19 protein-coding genes, 1 tRNA gene and 2 riboswitches are annotated in these 16306 nt (G+C 43.1%); of the genes, 9 read left to right on the top strand and 11 right to left on the bottom strand.

Annotated features, from left to right (window positions below; all coding sequences use genetic code 11):
* Positions 1-11: 11 nt before the first annotated feature.
* The 5 genes from ACDZ28_RS08645 to ACDZ28_RS08625 all read left to right on the top strand — a co-directional run bounded on the left by ACDZ28_RS08645 (position 12) and on the right by ACDZ28_RS08625 (position 3875).
* Positions 12-842 carry a hypothetical protein gene (locus ACDZ28_RS08645; protein ID WP_375104447.1) on the top strand — a complete coding sequence of 277 codons (831 nt, stop codon included), beginning with the start codon at positions 12-14 and terminating at the stop codon, positions 840-842.
* Positions 843-1056: 214 nt separating this feature from the next.
* A riboswitch (cyclic di-AMP (ydaO/yuaA leader) is annotated at positions 1057-1195 on the top strand.
* Positions 1196-1248: 53 nt separating this feature from the next.
* Positions 1249-1677 carry a C40 family peptidase gene (locus ACDZ28_RS08640; protein WP_042131746.1) on the top strand — a complete coding sequence of 143 codons (429 nt, stop codon included), beginning with the start codon at positions 1249-1251 and terminating at the stop codon, positions 1675-1677.
* Between the two features lie 360 nt (positions 1678-2037).
* Positions 2038-2179, top strand: a riboswitch (cyclic di-AMP (ydaO/yuaA leader).
* A gap of 5 nt (positions 2180-2184) precedes the next feature.
* Complete coding sequence (locus tag ACDZ28_RS08635) at positions 2185-2676, top strand: C40 family peptidase (RefSeq protein WP_042123215.1); 492 nt, start codon at positions 2185-2187, stop codon at positions 2674-2676.
* Between the two features lie 229 nt (positions 2677-2905).
* A complete protein-coding gene (locus ACDZ28_RS08630; protein WP_341109987.1) occupies positions 2906-3391 on the top strand; it encodes a GNAT family protein in 486 nt (161 codons plus the stop codon).
* A 127-nt stretch (positions 3392-3518) separates the two neighbouring features.
* On the top strand, positions 3519-3875 hold the full coding sequence (locus tag ACDZ28_RS08625) for a cytochrome c (RefSeq protein ID WP_042123211.1): 357 nt from the start codon (positions 3519-3521) through the stop codon (positions 3873-3875).
* Positions 3876-3966: 91 nt separating this feature from the next.
* On the opposite strand, the gene ACDZ28_RS08620 is transcribed toward ACDZ28_RS08625, so the two are convergent.
* A complete protein-coding gene (locus tag ACDZ28_RS08620) occupies positions 3967-4254 on the bottom strand; it encodes a 4a-hydroxytetrahydrobiopterin dehydratase (RefSeq protein WP_042123209.1) in 288 nt (95 codons plus the stop codon).
* Between the two features lie 227 nt (positions 4255-4481).
* Positions 4482-4775 carry a hypothetical protein gene (locus tag ACDZ28_RS08615; protein ID WP_042131745.1) on the bottom strand — a complete coding sequence of 98 codons (294 nt, stop codon included), beginning with the start codon at positions 4773-4775 and terminating at the stop codon, positions 4482-4484.
* Positions 4776-4981: 206 nt separating this feature from the next.
* On the opposite strand from ACDZ28_RS08615, the gene motA reads away from it, so the two are divergent.
* Positions 4982-5785, top strand: a complete 804-nt coding sequence (gene motA, locus ACDZ28_RS08610) for a flagellar motor stator protein MotA (protein ID WP_042123206.1) — start codon at positions 4982-4984, stop codon at positions 5783-5785.
* Positions 5769-6584, top strand: coding sequence for a flagellar motor protein MotB (gene motB, locus ACDZ28_RS08605; protein ID WP_339288734.1), 816 nt, complete (start codon positions 5769-5771; stop codon positions 6582-6584). The genes motA and motB overlap by 17 nt, the downstream gene beginning before the upstream one ends.
* A gap of 108 nt (positions 6585-6692) precedes the next feature.
* Here motB and rluF read toward each other — a convergent pair whose 3' ends face one another.
* Complete coding sequence (rluF, locus tag ACDZ28_RS08600) at positions 6693-7394, bottom strand: 23S rRNA pseudouridine(2604) synthase RluF (RefSeq protein WP_076121365.1); 702 nt, start codon at positions 7392-7394, stop codon at positions 6693-6695.
* Positions 7384-9711: an ATP-binding protein gene (locus ACDZ28_RS08595; protein ID WP_375104446.1), complete on the bottom strand. Its 2328-nt coding sequence runs from the start codon at positions 9709-9711 to the stop codon at positions 7384-7386. Before ACDZ28_RS08595 ends, rluF begins: the two co-directional genes overlap by 11 nt.
* A gap of 441 nt (positions 9712-10152) precedes the next feature.
* Between ACDZ28_RS08595 and tadA the strand changes: the two genes are divergently transcribed.
* Positions 10153-10626: a tRNA adenosine(34) deaminase TadA gene (gene tadA, locus ACDZ28_RS08590; RefSeq protein WP_375105321.1), complete on the top strand. Its 474-nt coding sequence runs from the start codon at positions 10153-10155 to the stop codon at positions 10624-10626.
* A 42-nt stretch (positions 10627-10668) separates the two neighbouring features.
* Positions 10669-11238, top strand: coding sequence for a GNAT family N-acetyltransferase (locus ACDZ28_RS08585; RefSeq protein ID WP_076121355.1), 570 nt, complete (start codon positions 10669-10671; stop codon positions 11236-11238).
* A 94-nt stretch (positions 11239-11332) separates the two neighbouring features.
* Here the strand turns inward: ACDZ28_RS08585 and ACDZ28_RS08580 are convergent, their stop codons facing one another.
* The 7 genes from ACDZ28_RS08580 to pdxS all read right to left on the bottom strand — a co-directional run bounded on the left by ACDZ28_RS08580 (position 11333) and on the right by pdxS (position 16222).
* Positions 11333-12424, bottom strand: coding sequence for a hypothetical protein (locus ACDZ28_RS08580; protein ID WP_076121357.1), 1092 nt, complete (start codon positions 12422-12424; stop codon positions 11333-11335).
* Between the two features lie 103 nt (positions 12425-12527).
* Positions 12528-12680: a small acid-soluble spore protein P gene (locus ACDZ28_RS08575; protein ID WP_076121359.1), complete on the bottom strand. Its 153-nt coding sequence runs from the start codon at positions 12678-12680 to the stop codon at positions 12528-12530.
* Positions 12681-12692: 12 nt separating this feature from the next.
* Positions 12693-13034 (bottom strand): hypothetical protein, encoded by a 342-nt coding sequence (locus ACDZ28_RS08570; protein WP_042123192.1) that lies wholly within the window; start codon positions 13032-13034, stop codon positions 12693-12695.
* A 173-nt stretch (positions 13035-13207) separates the two neighbouring features.
* A tRNA-Ser gene (locus ACDZ28_RS08565) sits at positions 13208-13296 on the bottom strand.
* Between the two features lie 68 nt (positions 13297-13364).
* Positions 13365-14651, bottom strand: coding sequence for a serine--tRNA ligase (serS, locus tag ACDZ28_RS08560; RefSeq protein ID WP_375104445.1), 1287 nt, complete (start codon positions 14649-14651; stop codon positions 13365-13367).
* A gap of 73 nt (positions 14652-14724) precedes the next feature.
* Positions 14725-15321, bottom strand: a complete 597-nt coding sequence (gene pdxT, locus ACDZ28_RS08555) for a pyridoxal 5'-phosphate synthase glutaminase subunit PdxT (protein WP_375104444.1) — start codon at positions 15319-15321, stop codon at positions 14725-14727.
* A gap of 19 nt (positions 15322-15340) precedes the next feature.
* Entirely contained in the window at positions 15341-16222 is an 882-nt protein-coding gene (gene pdxS / locus ACDZ28_RS08550; protein WP_042123186.1) for a pyridoxal 5'-phosphate synthase lyase subunit PdxS, read from the bottom strand.
* Between the last annotated feature and the right edge of the window lie 84 nt (positions 16223-16306).

Genomic DNA, 16306 nt, shown 5'->3' with positions numbered 1-16306 from the left:
GGTGAATGATTATGAGAACATCGATAACCCGCGGCTGGCAAAGCATGAAGGAGCAATTTTATATTCTGATTCTGCTCTTCATCTATCGACTGCTCTGGGGCTACTTTATGTACGGCTTCATCCGGTCTGCTATCGTTCCAATTCTACTGCGCTACCCAGATAAAGACGCTGGAGGCAGTGGAATGGGTAGACTACTCTATTATGTCGAAGGGCAGTTCAGCTTGAACACAGATCCTGAGATACGTAATTGGTTATGGATGTTCCTAGGGCTTGTTCTCTTACGACTGCTGCTCTCCCCCTTCATAAGAGCAGGATTACTGCATGAACTCCATCAAGAGAGAAAAGGAGAGCGAGGCCTGTTCTTTTTTCCCGGCATGAAGCTTTATGGATTTCCAGTGTTTATCTTTAGTTTAATCGAATGGGTGCTGGCTCTATTGCCGTTATACTGGCTCGCTCCAAAAATGTACGGGCTGTTCTTATCTTCCTTTCTGAACTCCTCTTTGTTACTTCATCTAGTTCCATACGTATTGGCATGGCTTATATACATCTTTATCGTTCGCCTGTTCCTTCTATATATGCAGTTTGGTTATACCAGCGGTACGGGGATGTTCTCCTCCCTATTCATCTGTATAAAGTCACTGATTCCTGCACTAGGCATTTCAATCATACTTGGTGCAGCGGGCCTTATCCTTCTGCTGGTGTGCGGACTATCCGGTATCTTCTGTCCTGGCCTGCCGGCACTTCTTATTCGTCAACTCTCATCACTGCCCTCGACACTTTTCAAAATGTGGGGAATTTCCGCTCAATATCATCTATGGCGCAGTAAAGCATTTCCACAATAATTTATGGCATTACAACACATAATATAAGAGTCCCGGTTCCTAAATCAGGAGCCGGGACTCTTTCGCGTTACAGACAAATTATGGCGATTTGCAAATTCGTAAAGACTTTGTTACAATAAGTCCTGTTCCATTAGTAACAAGTTTGTAATCATTTGAAACGATTTCTACATAACTTCATGTATTCATCGTAGTCTTGTCGATAAGTCACTATCTGGTGCATAAAACGCCGAATTCCTTGCACCGGGAAGTGGGGGAACCATATTTTGGGTGAATTGATCTCGCTTTGCAGTGATCATAGGGGAACCTTCTACCGAATCCTTAAGCTAACCTCACAGGCATTGGAAGGGGTACAATTTTTTTGAAGAATTTAAGAAAAGCATGCGTCGCTGCGGCGCTGGGACTTGTGATGGCGTTCTCTATTGGTGGAGGAAGTGCCTTTGCAGATTCTAAGATGGATAGTGTTATTTCAAAGACAATTGGAGTTGCCTATAAAACCGGAGGCACTAGCACTGCCGGGTTTGACTGTTCTGGATTCACTACGTATGTATTCAAGAAGGTGGGTCTTTCTTTGCCCCGCACTTCAAAAGCTCAATATAATGTTGGAACTCCTGTAGCCAAAAGCAAATTGCGTTCAGGTGACCTAGTTTTCTTTAACACATTGGGCAACGGCGTATCCCATGTCGGCATTTATGTTGGAAACGGAAAATTCGCACAATCATCATCTTCATATGGCGTGACCATCACTTCACTTAGCCAGTCCTACTGGGCCAATCGCTACGTTGGCGCTAAAAGAGTAATGAGTACTTCCTCATATCAAGCTGTAGCCTACGATTAATACTTCCCCACAACTATAACCTCACAATTACAACTATATAGACCTGGATTTGATTATCACCTTAATCGAATCCAGGTTTTCTTTTGCCTTATTATAATCTTTACACCTCTAGAACAGACTTTAAACACTTTTATTTGATAAAAATTTCAATAAATATAAAAATAAGTTTAATATTATCGCTTACATATGCATTTTGTCTTTAAATATATGAATTTTTCTGCATGATTAGGTTAAAAACGATTGCCAAGCGGCACTCTGTTTGTTACAATAACTGCAGTAAGATTTTAGTAACATTTTTGTAATCATTAAGTTGTTATTTACAAAGGTTTTGTCATGTATTGATTACAAGCTATTCCTAATCAACAGTCTGAGCCGAGTTTCCTAACTATTAGGGAAACGGGGGAACCAACTTTGGGTGAATTGACCTCCATTTTTAGAGGGGTCATAGGGGACCTTCAACCGAACCCTTAAGCTAACCTCGTAGGCATCTGGAAGGGGTATAAACTTTTGAAGAAGAAGTTAGCAGCAGCTGTACTCAGCTTTTCCATTATCTTCACCATCGGAGCAGGAAGCGCTTTCGCGGATTCCAAAATGGATAAAGTGATCGACAAGACCATCGGAACTAAATACGTATCCGGCGGGATCTCCACAAATGGATTTGATTGCTCCGGATTTACAATGTATGTTTTTGATAAAATCGGTATCAACCTACCACACCAATCAGGTTCCCAGTATCAAATGGGTACTGCTATCTCCCGAGATGATTTAAGATCAGGAGATCTTGTATTCTTCAATACAAGTGGTAAGGGTGTTTCCCACGTCGGCATTTATGTCGGTGAAGGCAAGTTTGCACACGCATCTTCCTCACGCGGTGTAACGATTAGCTCCCTGAGTGATAGCTACTACGTAAAACGCTATATCGGTGCTAAACGGATTATGAGCACTGATGCTTATCATTCTGTTGCTTCTGAGACAGAAGATAATGATGATGTTCAATAAGTAGAACGTACATAGGCTCTTTTCCAAGATGTTAATTCTTGGGGAAGAGCTTGTTTTTTTGTCTTATTTAATATTTACCCCTCTCAAAATTTGTAAAACAGTATTCCTTATAAATTTTCTGAGTTGATGACCCCTCTTTTTGTATATAATTAGTTACAAGTATAGACGCCTTCGGCACTCGTAAGGACGGCAAGCGTTATAACCCTCGTGAAAGGAGGTCTTTGACCTTATGATAAATCCCTCGGTTACTTTTCATGTAACTCCTATGGAGACTAGTCACGCGGAAGAGATATGCAATTGGAATTACACCCCCCCTTATAATATTTACGGCTGGATGCCGTGGGAACAAATGCAGGCTCTAGGCATCGAGTTCGGTGATCCTCAGCTACGGAATGAGCAATATGTCTCCATATTAAATGGGCAAGAAGCTTTGTGTGGATTCGCGCAGTTGTTCCCGATGGAAGGTGTTGTACGTTTGGGGATTGGCATGCAACCTGATCTGTGCGGCAAAGGGCTAGGGAAATTATTCATGGATGCAATCGTGCAAGAAGCCTTGCTTCGTTATCCTGAGCGTGAGATTGATCTAGAGGTATTGACCTGGAACCAGCGTGCGATCCGAACTTACCAAAAGTGTGGATTTACGATTACAGATACGTATGAGCGCCTAACCCCATCAGGAAACAAACCTTTTTATTGCATGGTCTATGAGAAATGATATTAAAATCCATATTTTTCAATCAATTGATGGTATTATCGTTCATTTTTTTGTCACAAACCCTATGATAACGCTTCACCTTGAGCTATAATGTAGGGAGCAGCTTACATAGAAGGGACGAACTGGGATGCAGAAATGGATCATGAGCGGTTTGTTTTTTGCCGCCTGTGCCTTTGCGGTAGTACTTATGTTTACACTTCCAGGTAAAGAAGAGGTAGCTGAACAGAATAAACCCACAATGCCGGTAGTTCAGTTGGATGCGGCAAAGGCAGAAGCAACCGTGAAAGCCAGCTGTATCACCTGTCACGGCGATCAGCTTCAAGGTGGAGTTGGCCCTAGTCTTCAAAATGAAGGCGGTCAGCATGATGCTGAAGAAATCTACAGCATCGTCACTAAGGGACGCGGTCAAATGCCTTCCTTTAAAGAAAAGCTAGCCCCTGAGGAGATCGCAAACGTCGCCCTCTGGCTCTCAGAGAAAAAGTAACAGTAACTACTACCTAAGCAACTAAAAACGCCCGTGCCAGAAGATAGTTCACTATCTGCGCACGGGCGTTTATTTATGAGTTTGGGTGACACTAACGATTTTTCTCAAAGGCTTCATTAAATTCATGTGCCTCTCGAATATCTAGAGCTGTAATACCGTCTTCCTCATTTGATTTCAGTCGTAAAGTCACTGTCTTATAATCAATCGTAATATGTGGATGGTGATCAAAGGCTTCTGAAATGGTGGCTACTTCATCAACGAAAGCAATACCCTTCATATATTGGCTGAACATATATTTTCGCACCATGGTATTCTCTTCGAGCTTCCAGCCTTCCAGCTTGCTGATCTGCTCACGCAGTTCTTCTTCGGTAAATAACAATTCGTTTCCTCCCTTACTAAAAATTGCAGTAAAATCCGCAGGTCCCTTTACTCGTCTTATTCGTTAAACAAAACATCCCTTAGCTTCTGAGGTCCAAGGGATGTGCCAGGATAAAGGCAATATTTTTGATTAAATGTATTCAAGAATCCCAGCGATTATAACTCGGCTACACCAATTTTAACACGGGCTACTAACTACGGGCAAATTACGCCCCGCCGCCCCTCTTCTTAAATCAAAACAACAGAGGCTAAATCCTCTTCTCCGACTAAAATATTAATGCGGTGCGTGTCCTTATCGTAGATGATAACGCCGCTCCCCACCTCAATCATAGGTTCATTACCCAGCGCGAAGAAAAGATCCTCAGCCAGCGCCTCCCATACCTCCATCTTGGATTCCTGGGGCAATTCTTGCCACTCTTCCGGATCCATTTCAAAAAATAAGTACCCATCGGAAATTCTTCCGACAGCCTCAGTCAAATCCGTTAGGATTTCACCGTAATCTCTACCATGCTTTACACCCACATGTATCACTCCGTTTTCTCCACAGATGAATAATTACTTACCTTATCCATTATAGCCGAAAAAATGACTTCACAAAAAACGGAATGATGTCGATAAATAAGAATATACGTTATTCGGTTTCGCACAGAGTGCCTTGCCGCTATTTCAAGGATGATATACGCGGCTTTGTCGGAACACATCTTATAATCTCATGGACGAGGTGCATAATGGAAATTTCAACAATACTCGGTTTAATTTTTGGTCTAGTTGCAGTAATTTGGGGTATGATCCTCAAGCACGCTCCTCTTCACGCTTTAGCCACACCCGCTGCTTACGTTATTATCTTAGTGGGGACGGCGGCCTCCATCTTTATGGCCTTTCCAATCTCGGAGGTCAAAAAGATTCCAAGTCTGTTTAAAATAATTTTTGTCAAAAAGAAATTAATCAGTAAATCCGAATTAATTACTATGTTCATGGAATGGGCTTCTATTACACGGCGTGAAGGTCTACTGGCTCTTGAGTCTAAAGTCGATGAAATAGAAGATAACTTCCTCAGAAACGGCATGCGGATGATTATTGATGGGAATGATCAGGACTTTGTCCGCGATGTTCTCATGGAGGACATCCACGCCACAGAGGATAGACATAAAGCAGGTGCACTCATTTTCACACAAGCAGGTATGTATGCTCCTACACTTGGCGTGCTCGGGGCTGTTATCGGACTTATCGCCGCTCTGGCTGATATGAGTGATATGAACAAATTGGCTGCAGCAATCGGGGCGGCCTTCATCGCAACACTACTCGGTATCTTTACAGGTTACGTATTATGGCATCCTATTGCCAATAAGCTAAAACGACTTTCCAAACGTGAAATTGAAGTTCGAATGATGATGGTCGAAGGTCTATTGTCCATACAATCCGGTGTATCCACTATTGCCATCAATCAGAAGCTTGCTGTCTTCCTAACACCTTCGGAACGAGCTAAGTTAAATGATGAGAAGGAGAGTGGATCGGGTGAGCAAAAAGACTAGACACGAAGAGCATGAAGAACACGCCGATGAATCGTGGCTACTGCCTTATTCTGATCTTATGACCCTTCTGGTAGCCTTGTTCATCGTAATGTATTCTATGAGTGCAACGGATGCCAAAAAATTCGAAGAGATGAGTCAAGCCTTCAGCTCCGCTCTTAATGGCGGTACAGGTGTTCTTGAAGAGCGGGCGGCAATGCCATCTAAGAGTCAAGAGGATTTAGGAAAAAATGATCAAATGGATAAATCAGTAGCCAAGAAAAATGAACAAACAGAAATGGCTAAGCTGCGACAAAAGGAACAAGAAGATTTAGAGAAGCTTAAAAAGCAGTTTGATCAATATATCAGCAAGAACGGTCTTACCGATCTTCTCAGTACTAAGCTCAATCAGTCTCAGCTTATGATTACGATAAGTGATAACGCGCTGTTCGCTTCCGGACAGGCTGTAGTTAAGGATGATTCTCGGCAATTAGCAAAGTCCATCTCAACCATGCTACAGCAATTCCCGGATTATGATGTAGTTGTGCAAGGACACACCGATAATATCCCTATCTCTAATAGCGACTATTCTTCCAACTGGGACCTGAGCGCGGATCGTGCTCTTCAGTTCATGAAGATCTTGCTAACGAATACGAACCTGAATCCACGCAAGTTTAGTGCAATTGGATACGGGGAGTACCACCCAATTTCTGAAAATACTACAGCTGTTGGACGAAGTAAGAACCGCCGGGTTGAAGTGTCCATTATTCGTAAATATCAAGAAACCAAAGAGTTCTCAGGTATTGCCCCTTCCGATGAATAATAGTTGTCCTAATACAAAGCATAAAGAGCTGTCCCAAGGTCTTAGACCGATGGAACAGCTCTTTTTTTGATAAATTGTATTCGCACTTAGGTCACTATTACTTCTAGACTATAGAAGTTTGTAGTTCAGTGTAGCTCCAAGCTCTTGCTTTTCTTCAGCAGACAGCTCACGCCATTCCCCTGTTTGTAATGCCCCCAGACGAATATTCATAATCCGAATGCGTTGCAGCTTTCTAACCTCGTAGCCAAAGGCGCTACACATACGGCGAATCTGACGATTCTTGCCCTCAGTCAAAATAATACGAAATACACGCTCTGTAATACGAGTGACCTCACAAGGTAGCGTCTTCTCACCTAATATCTTTACGCCGCTAGACATGCCTGTAATAAATGATGGCGTAATCGGTCTGTCTACAGTAACCACATACTCTTTTTCATGCCGACCTTCAGCCCGTAAAATCTTGTTAACAATGTCCCCATCGTTGGTAAGCAGAATCAATCCTTCAGAATCCTTATCGAGTCGCCCAATAGGGAAGATTCGCTCATGATGACCTACAAAATCAACAATATTCCCCTTAATATGCTGCTCTGTAGTTGAAGTAATACCCACTGGCTTGTTTAACGCAATGTAAACCGTCTGGCTTGATGTTTCAAGCGCAACACCATCTATTCGTACATCATCACCCGGAACGGCCTGACTGCCAAGCACAGCAGGTTCTCCGTTGATCGTAACTCTACCGCCTTCCACCAGCTTATCTGCTTCACGGCGTGAACAGTACCCTGTCTCACTGATGAATTTATTAATTCTCACGTTGTCCTTCACTCCGTTCATCCTTAATATTAAGCCAAGGGGTATCCGTACCAGCTGCAGGCAGCTTGATCATAACAGTTGTCCCTTGACCTACTTCACTTTGTATATCCAAATGACCCTTATGAGCCTGAATAATACGTTGGCTAATCATTAGCCCAAGGCCTGTTCCCGACTCTTTATTAGTAAAGAAGGGTTCACCCAGCTTAGGCAACATATCCTTAGGAATTCCTTCACCTTGATCTGAAATAAGAATGAAGACAGAGTCCAAGGTGTTTCTTAGCTCCATTGAAATCACACCACCATCTGGCATAGCTTCAATTGCATTTTTGACGATGTTTATAAACACCTGCTTTAGCTGGTTCACTTCACAGTGTACGGTAGATGGATGTTCAGAGAATATGGCACTAAACTGAATCCCAAACAAATGAGCTTGACTGTCTAATAGAGAAACTACATCACCAAGGATGTCCCGCACATCTTTTTCCTGGAAATGAACAGCTTGAGGCTTGGCCAAAATCAAAAATTCACTTACGATCAAATTAATCCGCTCCAGCTCGGATAACATCAGTTCAATATGGAGTGGAACCAGAATCTGCTTCTCTTGTTGAAGCTGTAAAAATCCTTTTAGCGTTGTAAGCGGATTACGAATCTCATGGGCTACACCAGCAGCTAATTGGCCTACTGTAGTCAGCTTCTCAGAGCGTCTAAGCAGTTCCTCCATTCGGTTACGTTCCGTCATATCACGTGAAACGTGAATAAAGGAATGCGGATACCCGTCTTCATCACGAATTACCGAGGTACTAACACTAACTTCAACTATTGTTCCATCACGTTTAAGTCTTACAGTTTCAATGGGTGGTAGAACAGCACCATTCTTTAACGCATTAAGCCGCTCTTCCTCCTGCTTAAGCGCTGTCGCAGGTACAAGGTATGGCATATTTCCCAATACCTCTTTGGCACTCCATCCATATAGCTCTTCGAAGGCTCTGTTCGTACTAGTAATTCGGCCATCCATATCGATCGTATGAATCGCATCAGAAGTTCCGTTAATGACGGACTCCAAATGCTCCTTAACCGCTCGGTTCTCTTCCAGTGTCTGTTTGAGTCGATTGGTGCGCTGCATGAGGTGAGCCGTCATAGCATTGATTCGCAGAGCCAACTGTCCTAGCTCATCCCGGCTTGTTACCTTTAGAGGAGGCTCAAATTTTCCTTTAGCTACATCGTTCACTTTTGCAAGTATCGCCTGAATCGGACGAGTAACAAATCCAGACAGTATGTAACTACATAACAAGAATAAGGTAAGCAATAACAGTGACGTTGTCAGACTATTAATTAATTGATCATGAACCACAGATGAAATCACAGAGTAATCCAAAACTACTCCTATCACATAAGCTTTCAGTCCAGGCGATTGGATAGGAATGTAGCTTTTGAGCACTCTTTTTCCATGTACTTTCATTTCGAGCGTAACCGGCTTCTGCTTCCCTTGAGCTAACAGAATCGCCTCTCTATCCCGCTCCACATTACCATAAGTATAGGTGCCGTACTTAATAGGGCGGTTCCCCAGCTTCTTATTCAGCGTGTCGCTTCCGTCCGCCTTCATACTTGCAGAAGCAAAGGTTGCCGGGTTAAATCCTGTCAATTCTAAAATCCCTGGATTAGCTTCTTTAGTTCTCGATGCAATTTGGTCGGGATTAGTGATTTTGACGTAATCGCTGGCCTCCGTATTGAGAATAACGGGATTGATGATGTAGTTGCTCTCTTCATCACGATAATAACCCCACTTCTCAATGAAATCGGGATTGTAGGTTGAATATTCAAATGGGCCTGACCAAAAATGGTCCAAGGCCTGACCCTGACCCACGGATACCTCCTGATTATCGAACAACTCCAAAAAGGCCAGGTACCAGTACCCCCAATCTTTTGTGGACATCCCAATATCACCAGGTACCGAAGACCTTGCTACTACGACATCGTTATCAGTCTTTACCAGAATTGAAATATTAGACACGCCCACTTTGGATGTTAGGGCTTTAAGTTCTTCATTCGTCACGTTCTTATAGTCTGGGTCCAATTCCTCGGAGGCAAAGATAGCCGCCATCCTTAAATTATGCGCAATTTGATATTCTACATAGTTAGAGCTATAGTTACTTTGTTCTACAGAAACGGCCATTTGCATAGCAGTTAGTTGCATATTATTAATGCTTTCATTCCGTAGATTATTTTGGGCGGCATAAAGGTTAAATGTCAGGTTCAGTGCTAAAATTAGCAACACCGCCCCAAAAATAATAGCAGATAGTTTTGTCTTTATGGACAAACTGTTTGTTCACCTCTTATCCACTGGTAAATCCTTGCGGGGCCAACAATAAACATCATACCTTTTGCCCCCACATTTGAAAAGACATTTCAATGAAGCATTCAATTCAAGGAATATTGAAATTCAATGGGTCTTTATCTACAATATACAAGTATAAACGCCTTCGGTGCCCTTATAAGGACGGTAAGCGTTTTAGCAAGAAATATAAGATTAAAGGATAGCGAGAAATATATAATTTCTTATATTTTAAGAAACCATCCACATCTTATGCACATATAAACATTTTATTATAGAACGATGTGCACAAAAATGTGCATAAGTAGGCGGTTATCCACAGAGTTATGCACATTTTGTTAAGAACGAATATTTGTTCGTTGTACAATGGATATAAAGAAAGGGAAGATGATCTTGAATATTAGAGCGGGTGAATCGCTAGATGATATGGAGGCGGTTCATGAACATTGGATGAGGCAGGCGATAGCAGAAGCCCATAAAGCTGAAGCATTAGGAGAGGTTCCTATAGGGGCGATCGTCGTACGGCATGGTGAAATTATCGGACGCGGATACAATTTAAGAGAAACAACAATGGATTCTACAGCTCATGCAGAAATGGTAGCCATTCGTGAGGCCAGCAAATTCATGAATTCGTGGCGACTGCTGGATTGCCAGCTTTATGTTACTTTAGAGCCTTGTCCGATGTGTGCTGGAGCGATTGTACAATCAAGGGTACCTCTCACTGTATATGGCACTCCCGATCCTAAGGCTGGGTGTGCTGGAACCCTCATGAATTTACTTGAAGAGCCGCGGTTTAATCATCGTACCGAAGTCATTCAGGGGGTTTTACAAGAGGAATGTGCAGAGCTACTGACCTCATTCTTTCGCCGTTTACGTCAAAAACCACCGAAACAAGCATAAACACCATCGGCGTCCATATTTTAAAAAAAGGAGAACCCTGAAATGACCCTTACTTTATATCATACCTCACAAAACATCTATATTTCTCCACTAGAGCTAAAGGATGCAGAGAAATTACTGGAGCTGCGCTTGAATAATCGGTTGACACACGAACCATTTGAACCTAAACGCGATGAGCAATTCTACACGATGGAGAGTCAACAAAGGATCATCAATCAGCGCCTGGAGGATGCTCTGGAGGACAGAGCCTATATGTTCGGTGTCTATCTGCTTGATGGACAACTAATAGGTCAAATCACGCTATCTAATGTCTCAAGAGGTGTAGCTCAGTATGCGGATTTAGGTTATTTGATGGACCATAGGATGCAAGGACAAGGCTATATGACTGCTGCGGTCGGATTGATTCTAGGCTACGCTTTTCGAGCCTTAGGTCTTCATAGGGTTCAGGCAGCCATCTTATTGCATAATGAGGCTTCCCGGAAGGTGCTGGAGAAGAGCGGATTTAAACCTGAAGGCATCGCCCGCCAATTTCTCAAAATAAATGGCCAGTGGCAGGATCACCAAACCTACGCAATATTGGCCGAAGATGTGTTACTGGTTGAACCTAAATAACTTTTTACTGACTCGTTCAGGATTCATCTATTAATAAGACCCGCATGGGCGTATATCATACGCGACATGCGGGTCTTTCTCTCATGACTTCTTATTAATAAGTCCCCAAGCTACCGAATTGCTCCTCTAGTTGATCCATTGTAATTACATCATCGCCTTGAGGAATTCCAATCTTGAACTCTGGCTTCTCATTGATCTTGTCATATTGACCTGTTCCGTTTACAGAGAAGGCTACGTTCGTACCATCTTCTGGATCATTAACTTTAATGTCCATCAATAAATCTTGGTACACAGGGAATCCGTCTTTATTGATCGCTGTATTGTAGTGGAACTGATTAATCGTAAGATACTTATCAAGATCTGCCAAGCTCTTATCGAATTCAGTTCTAGTTTCACTTGATGTGATCTCTTCTTTAGCCTTAGCTAGATCCGCATCATTAATTTGCAGCATATCCTTGTATTCTTCCTTGCTCACAATATCAATGATTTTAGGCAGGGCATTATTCACAAAGATGGTGATTGCTTCTTTAACATTATCGTTCGTCACTTTGAACTGAACGACTTGCTTAGCTTCAACACCCTCTGGCAAATTTGCTTCCTTTGGACTAAGCTCATTAAAATATTTTCCTTCATCATATTCGGCTAATACAGTGTCCATGACTTCATTAGAGAACTTTTGCATTTTCTGCGTATCCAGAGAGTTTGGATTAAATTCAGCACCCTCTTGCTCAGCCAACGCCTTGAGATCCACCTCTACAAACTTGTTAACGATTGTCTCCGGAATCGGGAAGAACGGAATCGATGGAATCTTAACATACAGCTTCTCAGTGGTCATCACCATAGGGACATTGAAGCTCATGCTCATATCGCCCTTGAGATTCAGAACCATAGTTAGCTCTGTCTGCATTGGATCAGCCTGATAAACCCCATCAACGGTTATATCAGCGTTCTTAAGCATGCTGAGTACCTGTGTTGTCATTGCAGCAGATTCAGCATCAGCGGTCTCGATGGTTAGATCATTGATCGAGAACTTACTCTTCATCTCATATGAAGACATCGTGGTCGCTTTTGTAGCGGCTGATTTTAAGGCCTCTTTTGGCGCCTCCTGTTTACTTCCACATCCCGGCAGAATTACTGCTGCTGTTAGCAACAGCGCCGCGGCCGATAAACCCCATTTTTTGTTCATTATTTTTCTCCTCTCCCATGTAAAAAAAATCTCCCCCCTCTAATGATAAACTATTTGTAAAAATCAAGAAACACTTCTTTATAATTCTTATTGTTTTTATTTGTTATCCCTGCGGATTATGATGGTCTACATGATTAGCCTGTTTCACCTTTTTTGATCCGGAAAGTGGCTTTGGTGCTGAAGAATGATGCTCCTTTCTAGGTTGACCATCGTTGGGCTGTGCCCCGGGAACTGGAATACTCTTTGGCTTTGACATTGTTCATTCCTCCTAAGGATTAGTCATATTCTGAAGAGCCTGAGCACATTCGTGTATTTGCCGTGTGTACTGCTGTGCTAATAGCTGCACTGCATCGCTATGCTCATCAATATGAATTCCACTCTGCTCCACATCAAGCAGATCAACAGCAACCTCCCTGCTATCTACATACTTACATCGGAAATCAAGGGAGTAACCTTGACGTCCCGCTGCATTAAAATGAATCAGCAGACTATTCGGGTCACCTTCATCCGCCAGTACATTAAAACTGTCCCCATCCTCCATTAACGCAGGCAGGCGTTCTTGCCAGGCCGAGACAAGATTATGCTGATCTACTTCCAATTGTCTGTCCATAATTATGATCATCCTCCTTCTCTAATACATTGCGGAGAAATCAATCTTTTTATTCTCATTGAACTTAGGCACATTAAACAATAACTAAAATTGAACTAGTTCAAGCACAACAAAAAAACCGCCCCCAGAGGAGACGGTTTCTATCTACTTATTTCTTAAAGTTCTTAAAGGAATGGCGGAGAGGATGGGATTCGAACCCATGTGGGCTTGCACCCTAACGGTTTTCAAGACCGCCCCGTTATGACCGCTTCGGTACCTCTCCAAATGCATATAAATTTCACATGCATTAGTAATTGTACCATATGGTGTAGAGAAAAAGCAACCCTTTTATTAAATAGATTTAGGTTGGATCAATTTCACATTGCGCATATACGGTTGTAGACATTCCGGAATCAGCACACTTCCATCTTCTTGCTGATAATTCTCAAGGATTGCTGCAACAGTACGTCCAACAGCCAAAGCAGATCCATTCAGTGTATGAACAAATTCGGGCTTGGACTTTGGATCTTTACGGAAACGAATATTTGCCCGACGCGCTTGGAAGTCCTCCGTATTCGAGCAGGAAGAGATTTCACGGTACATTCCACTCTCAGGCAGCCATACTTCCAAATCGTACGTCTTAGCCGAAGTAAAGCCCATATCAGCTGTACATAGCCCAAGTACACGATAAGGCAGTCCCAGAAGCTGCAGCACACGTTCAGCATCTGCTGTCATTTTTTCTAACTCCTCATAAGAGGATTCAGGTGTAGTAAGCTTCACCAGCTCTACTTTGTTGAACTGATGCTGACGAATCAAACCGCGAGTATCACGGCCCGCTGAACCCGCCTCAGAACGGAAACAAGAGCTGTATGCTACATGGTACTTAGGCAGGTCTGCTGCTGTCAAAATCTCTTCGCGATAGTAGTTCGTTACAGGTACTTCCGCTGTAGGAATCAAATAGTATTCAGTGTCACGTAGCTTAAACAGATCTTCCTCAAACTTAGGAAGTTGTCCTGTTCCGTATAAGCTGTCTTTATTTACAATGTAAGGTGGCAGCATTTCTTCATAATTATGCTCACCACTGTGAAGATCCATCATAAAGTTAATTAGCGCCCGCTCTAAACGTGCTCCCAATCCTTTATAGAAAACAAACCGGGATCCCGTAACCTTGGCCGCAGCTTCAAAATCAATAATATCGAGCTGCTGTGCAAGCTCCCAGTGTGATTTTGGAGTAAATCCGAACTCTTTCGGCTCTGACCAGCGACGCAATTCAACGTTATCGTCCTCGGACTTCCCTACTGGAACTGAATCATGAGGAATATTCGGAATGCTCATAGTAAGATCAGCAATCTGAGCTTCCAATTCGCGTACTTCGTCATCGAGCTCTTTAATTCGATCAGATACCGTACGCATTTCTGCGATTAAGTCATCTGCTGGCTCACCATTCTTTTTCTTCTTCGCTACGTCACCCGATACCGTATTACGACGGTTCTTAAGACCTTCTGTTTCTTGCAGTAATTCACGTCTGCGTAGATCAAGTTGTGGAAAATCAGCAATCAAATCCAGTGATTTACCCCGTTTCTCTAAGGCTTGTTCAACTCGAGCGTAATCACTGCGCAATACTTTTACGTCTAACACAAAGTTTCCCTCCTGAAAACAGCCTAAACTCTTTCAAATTGCTGATTACAGCTTTGAAAGAGTCAGGATGTTCTTATATGCGATTCTGTTGTTGCACTTGCCTAGTAGTCTCTACCATATCGGCAAAATATTGATGCAGTCTAAAATCATCGGTCAGTTCTGGATGAAAAGAAGACACCAGCAGGTTACCCTCCCGCGCAGTTACAATCTCATCATTATAGACTGTAAGCACATCGACTCCCGGACCTACCTCGTTGATAAGCGGTGCACGTATAAACACAGCACGGACCGGCTCATCGATGCCTTTAACCTCCAGATCACATTCAAAGCTTTCCCGTTGACGACCAAATGCATTCCGGGCTACTGTTATATCCATTAGCTCCAAATGCCCTGGTTCGCCGCCGGCAATCCTTTTGGCCAGAACAATCATTCCCGCGCAAGTTCCAAAAATCGGCTTCCCCTGATTGGAGAAATCACGTATGGCTTCGATGAAGCCGTATTTCCGCATCAGCTTACCGATTGTTGTACTTTCACCACCAGGAATAATTAGCCCATCAACCTCATCAAGCTGCTCTACCCGCTTGATAGGTACACCCTCTGCACCGGTCTTCTCTATACTAACAATATGCTCCGTAACAGCGCCTTGAAGCGCCAGCACTCCTATTTTCATCCGGGCAACCTTCTCTCTATTAACGGCCACGCTCTGACATACGTTCAGCCGGGGTTAGAGTTGCAATATCAATCCCCTTCATTGGTGCACCAAGGTTCTTGGATACTTCTGCAATCAGCTTGTAATCAGTATAGTGTGTAGTAGCTTCAACAATCGCGCGTGCAAATTTCTCAGGGTTGTCCGATTTAAAAATACCCGAGCCTACGAACACACCATCCGCACCTAGATGCATCATCAGGGCAGCATCGGCAGGAGTTGCCACACCGCCAGCCGCAAAGTTAACAACCGGCAACTTGCCAAGCTCATGTACTTCAAGCAGCAACTCGTAAGGCACTCCCAGGTTCTTAGCTTCATTATATAGCTCATCCTTGGACAAATTGGTTACTTTGCGGATTTGGCTGTTGATAAAGCGCATATGACGCACTGCTTCAACAATGTTGCCTGTTCCTGGTTCACCTTTCGTACGAATCATGGATGCACCTTCATTAATACGTCTCAGGGCTTCTCCAAGATCCTTAGCTCCACATACGAATGGAACAGTGAACTCACGTTTATTAATATGGAACACTTCATCAGCAGGAGTAAGAACTTCACTCTCATCCAAATAGTCAACACCCAAGGATTCCAGGACCTTTGCTTCTACGTAATGGCCAATACGAGCCTTAGCCATAACAGGAATACTTACCACTTTAATAACCTCTTCTACAATTGTAGGATCGGCCATTCGTGCTACACCGCCAGCTGCGCGAATGTCAGAAGGTACGCGTTCCAAAGCCATAACTGCTACTGCACCCGCAGCCTCAGCAATTTTTGCTTGTTCTGCATTCATGACGTCCATAATGACGCCGCCTTTTTGCATTTCTGCCATGCCTCTTTTAACTCGCGATGTTCCAGTTTCCATGTCCTAGCCCCCCGAATGATCTATCGTAATCTAACTTGTAATTTTACCCCAATGAAGGGAAATATACAATCCACTTACTCGGAA

It is taken from the genome of Paenibacillus sp. RS8, assembly GCF_041956825.1.
In the GTDB taxonomy this organism is placed as follows: domain Bacteria; phylum Bacillota; class Bacilli; order Paenibacillales; family Paenibacillaceae; genus Paenibacillus_AQ.
The sequence above is the reverse complement of the archived record's forward strand: the minus strand, read 5'-3'. Positions and strand labels throughout refer to the sequence as shown.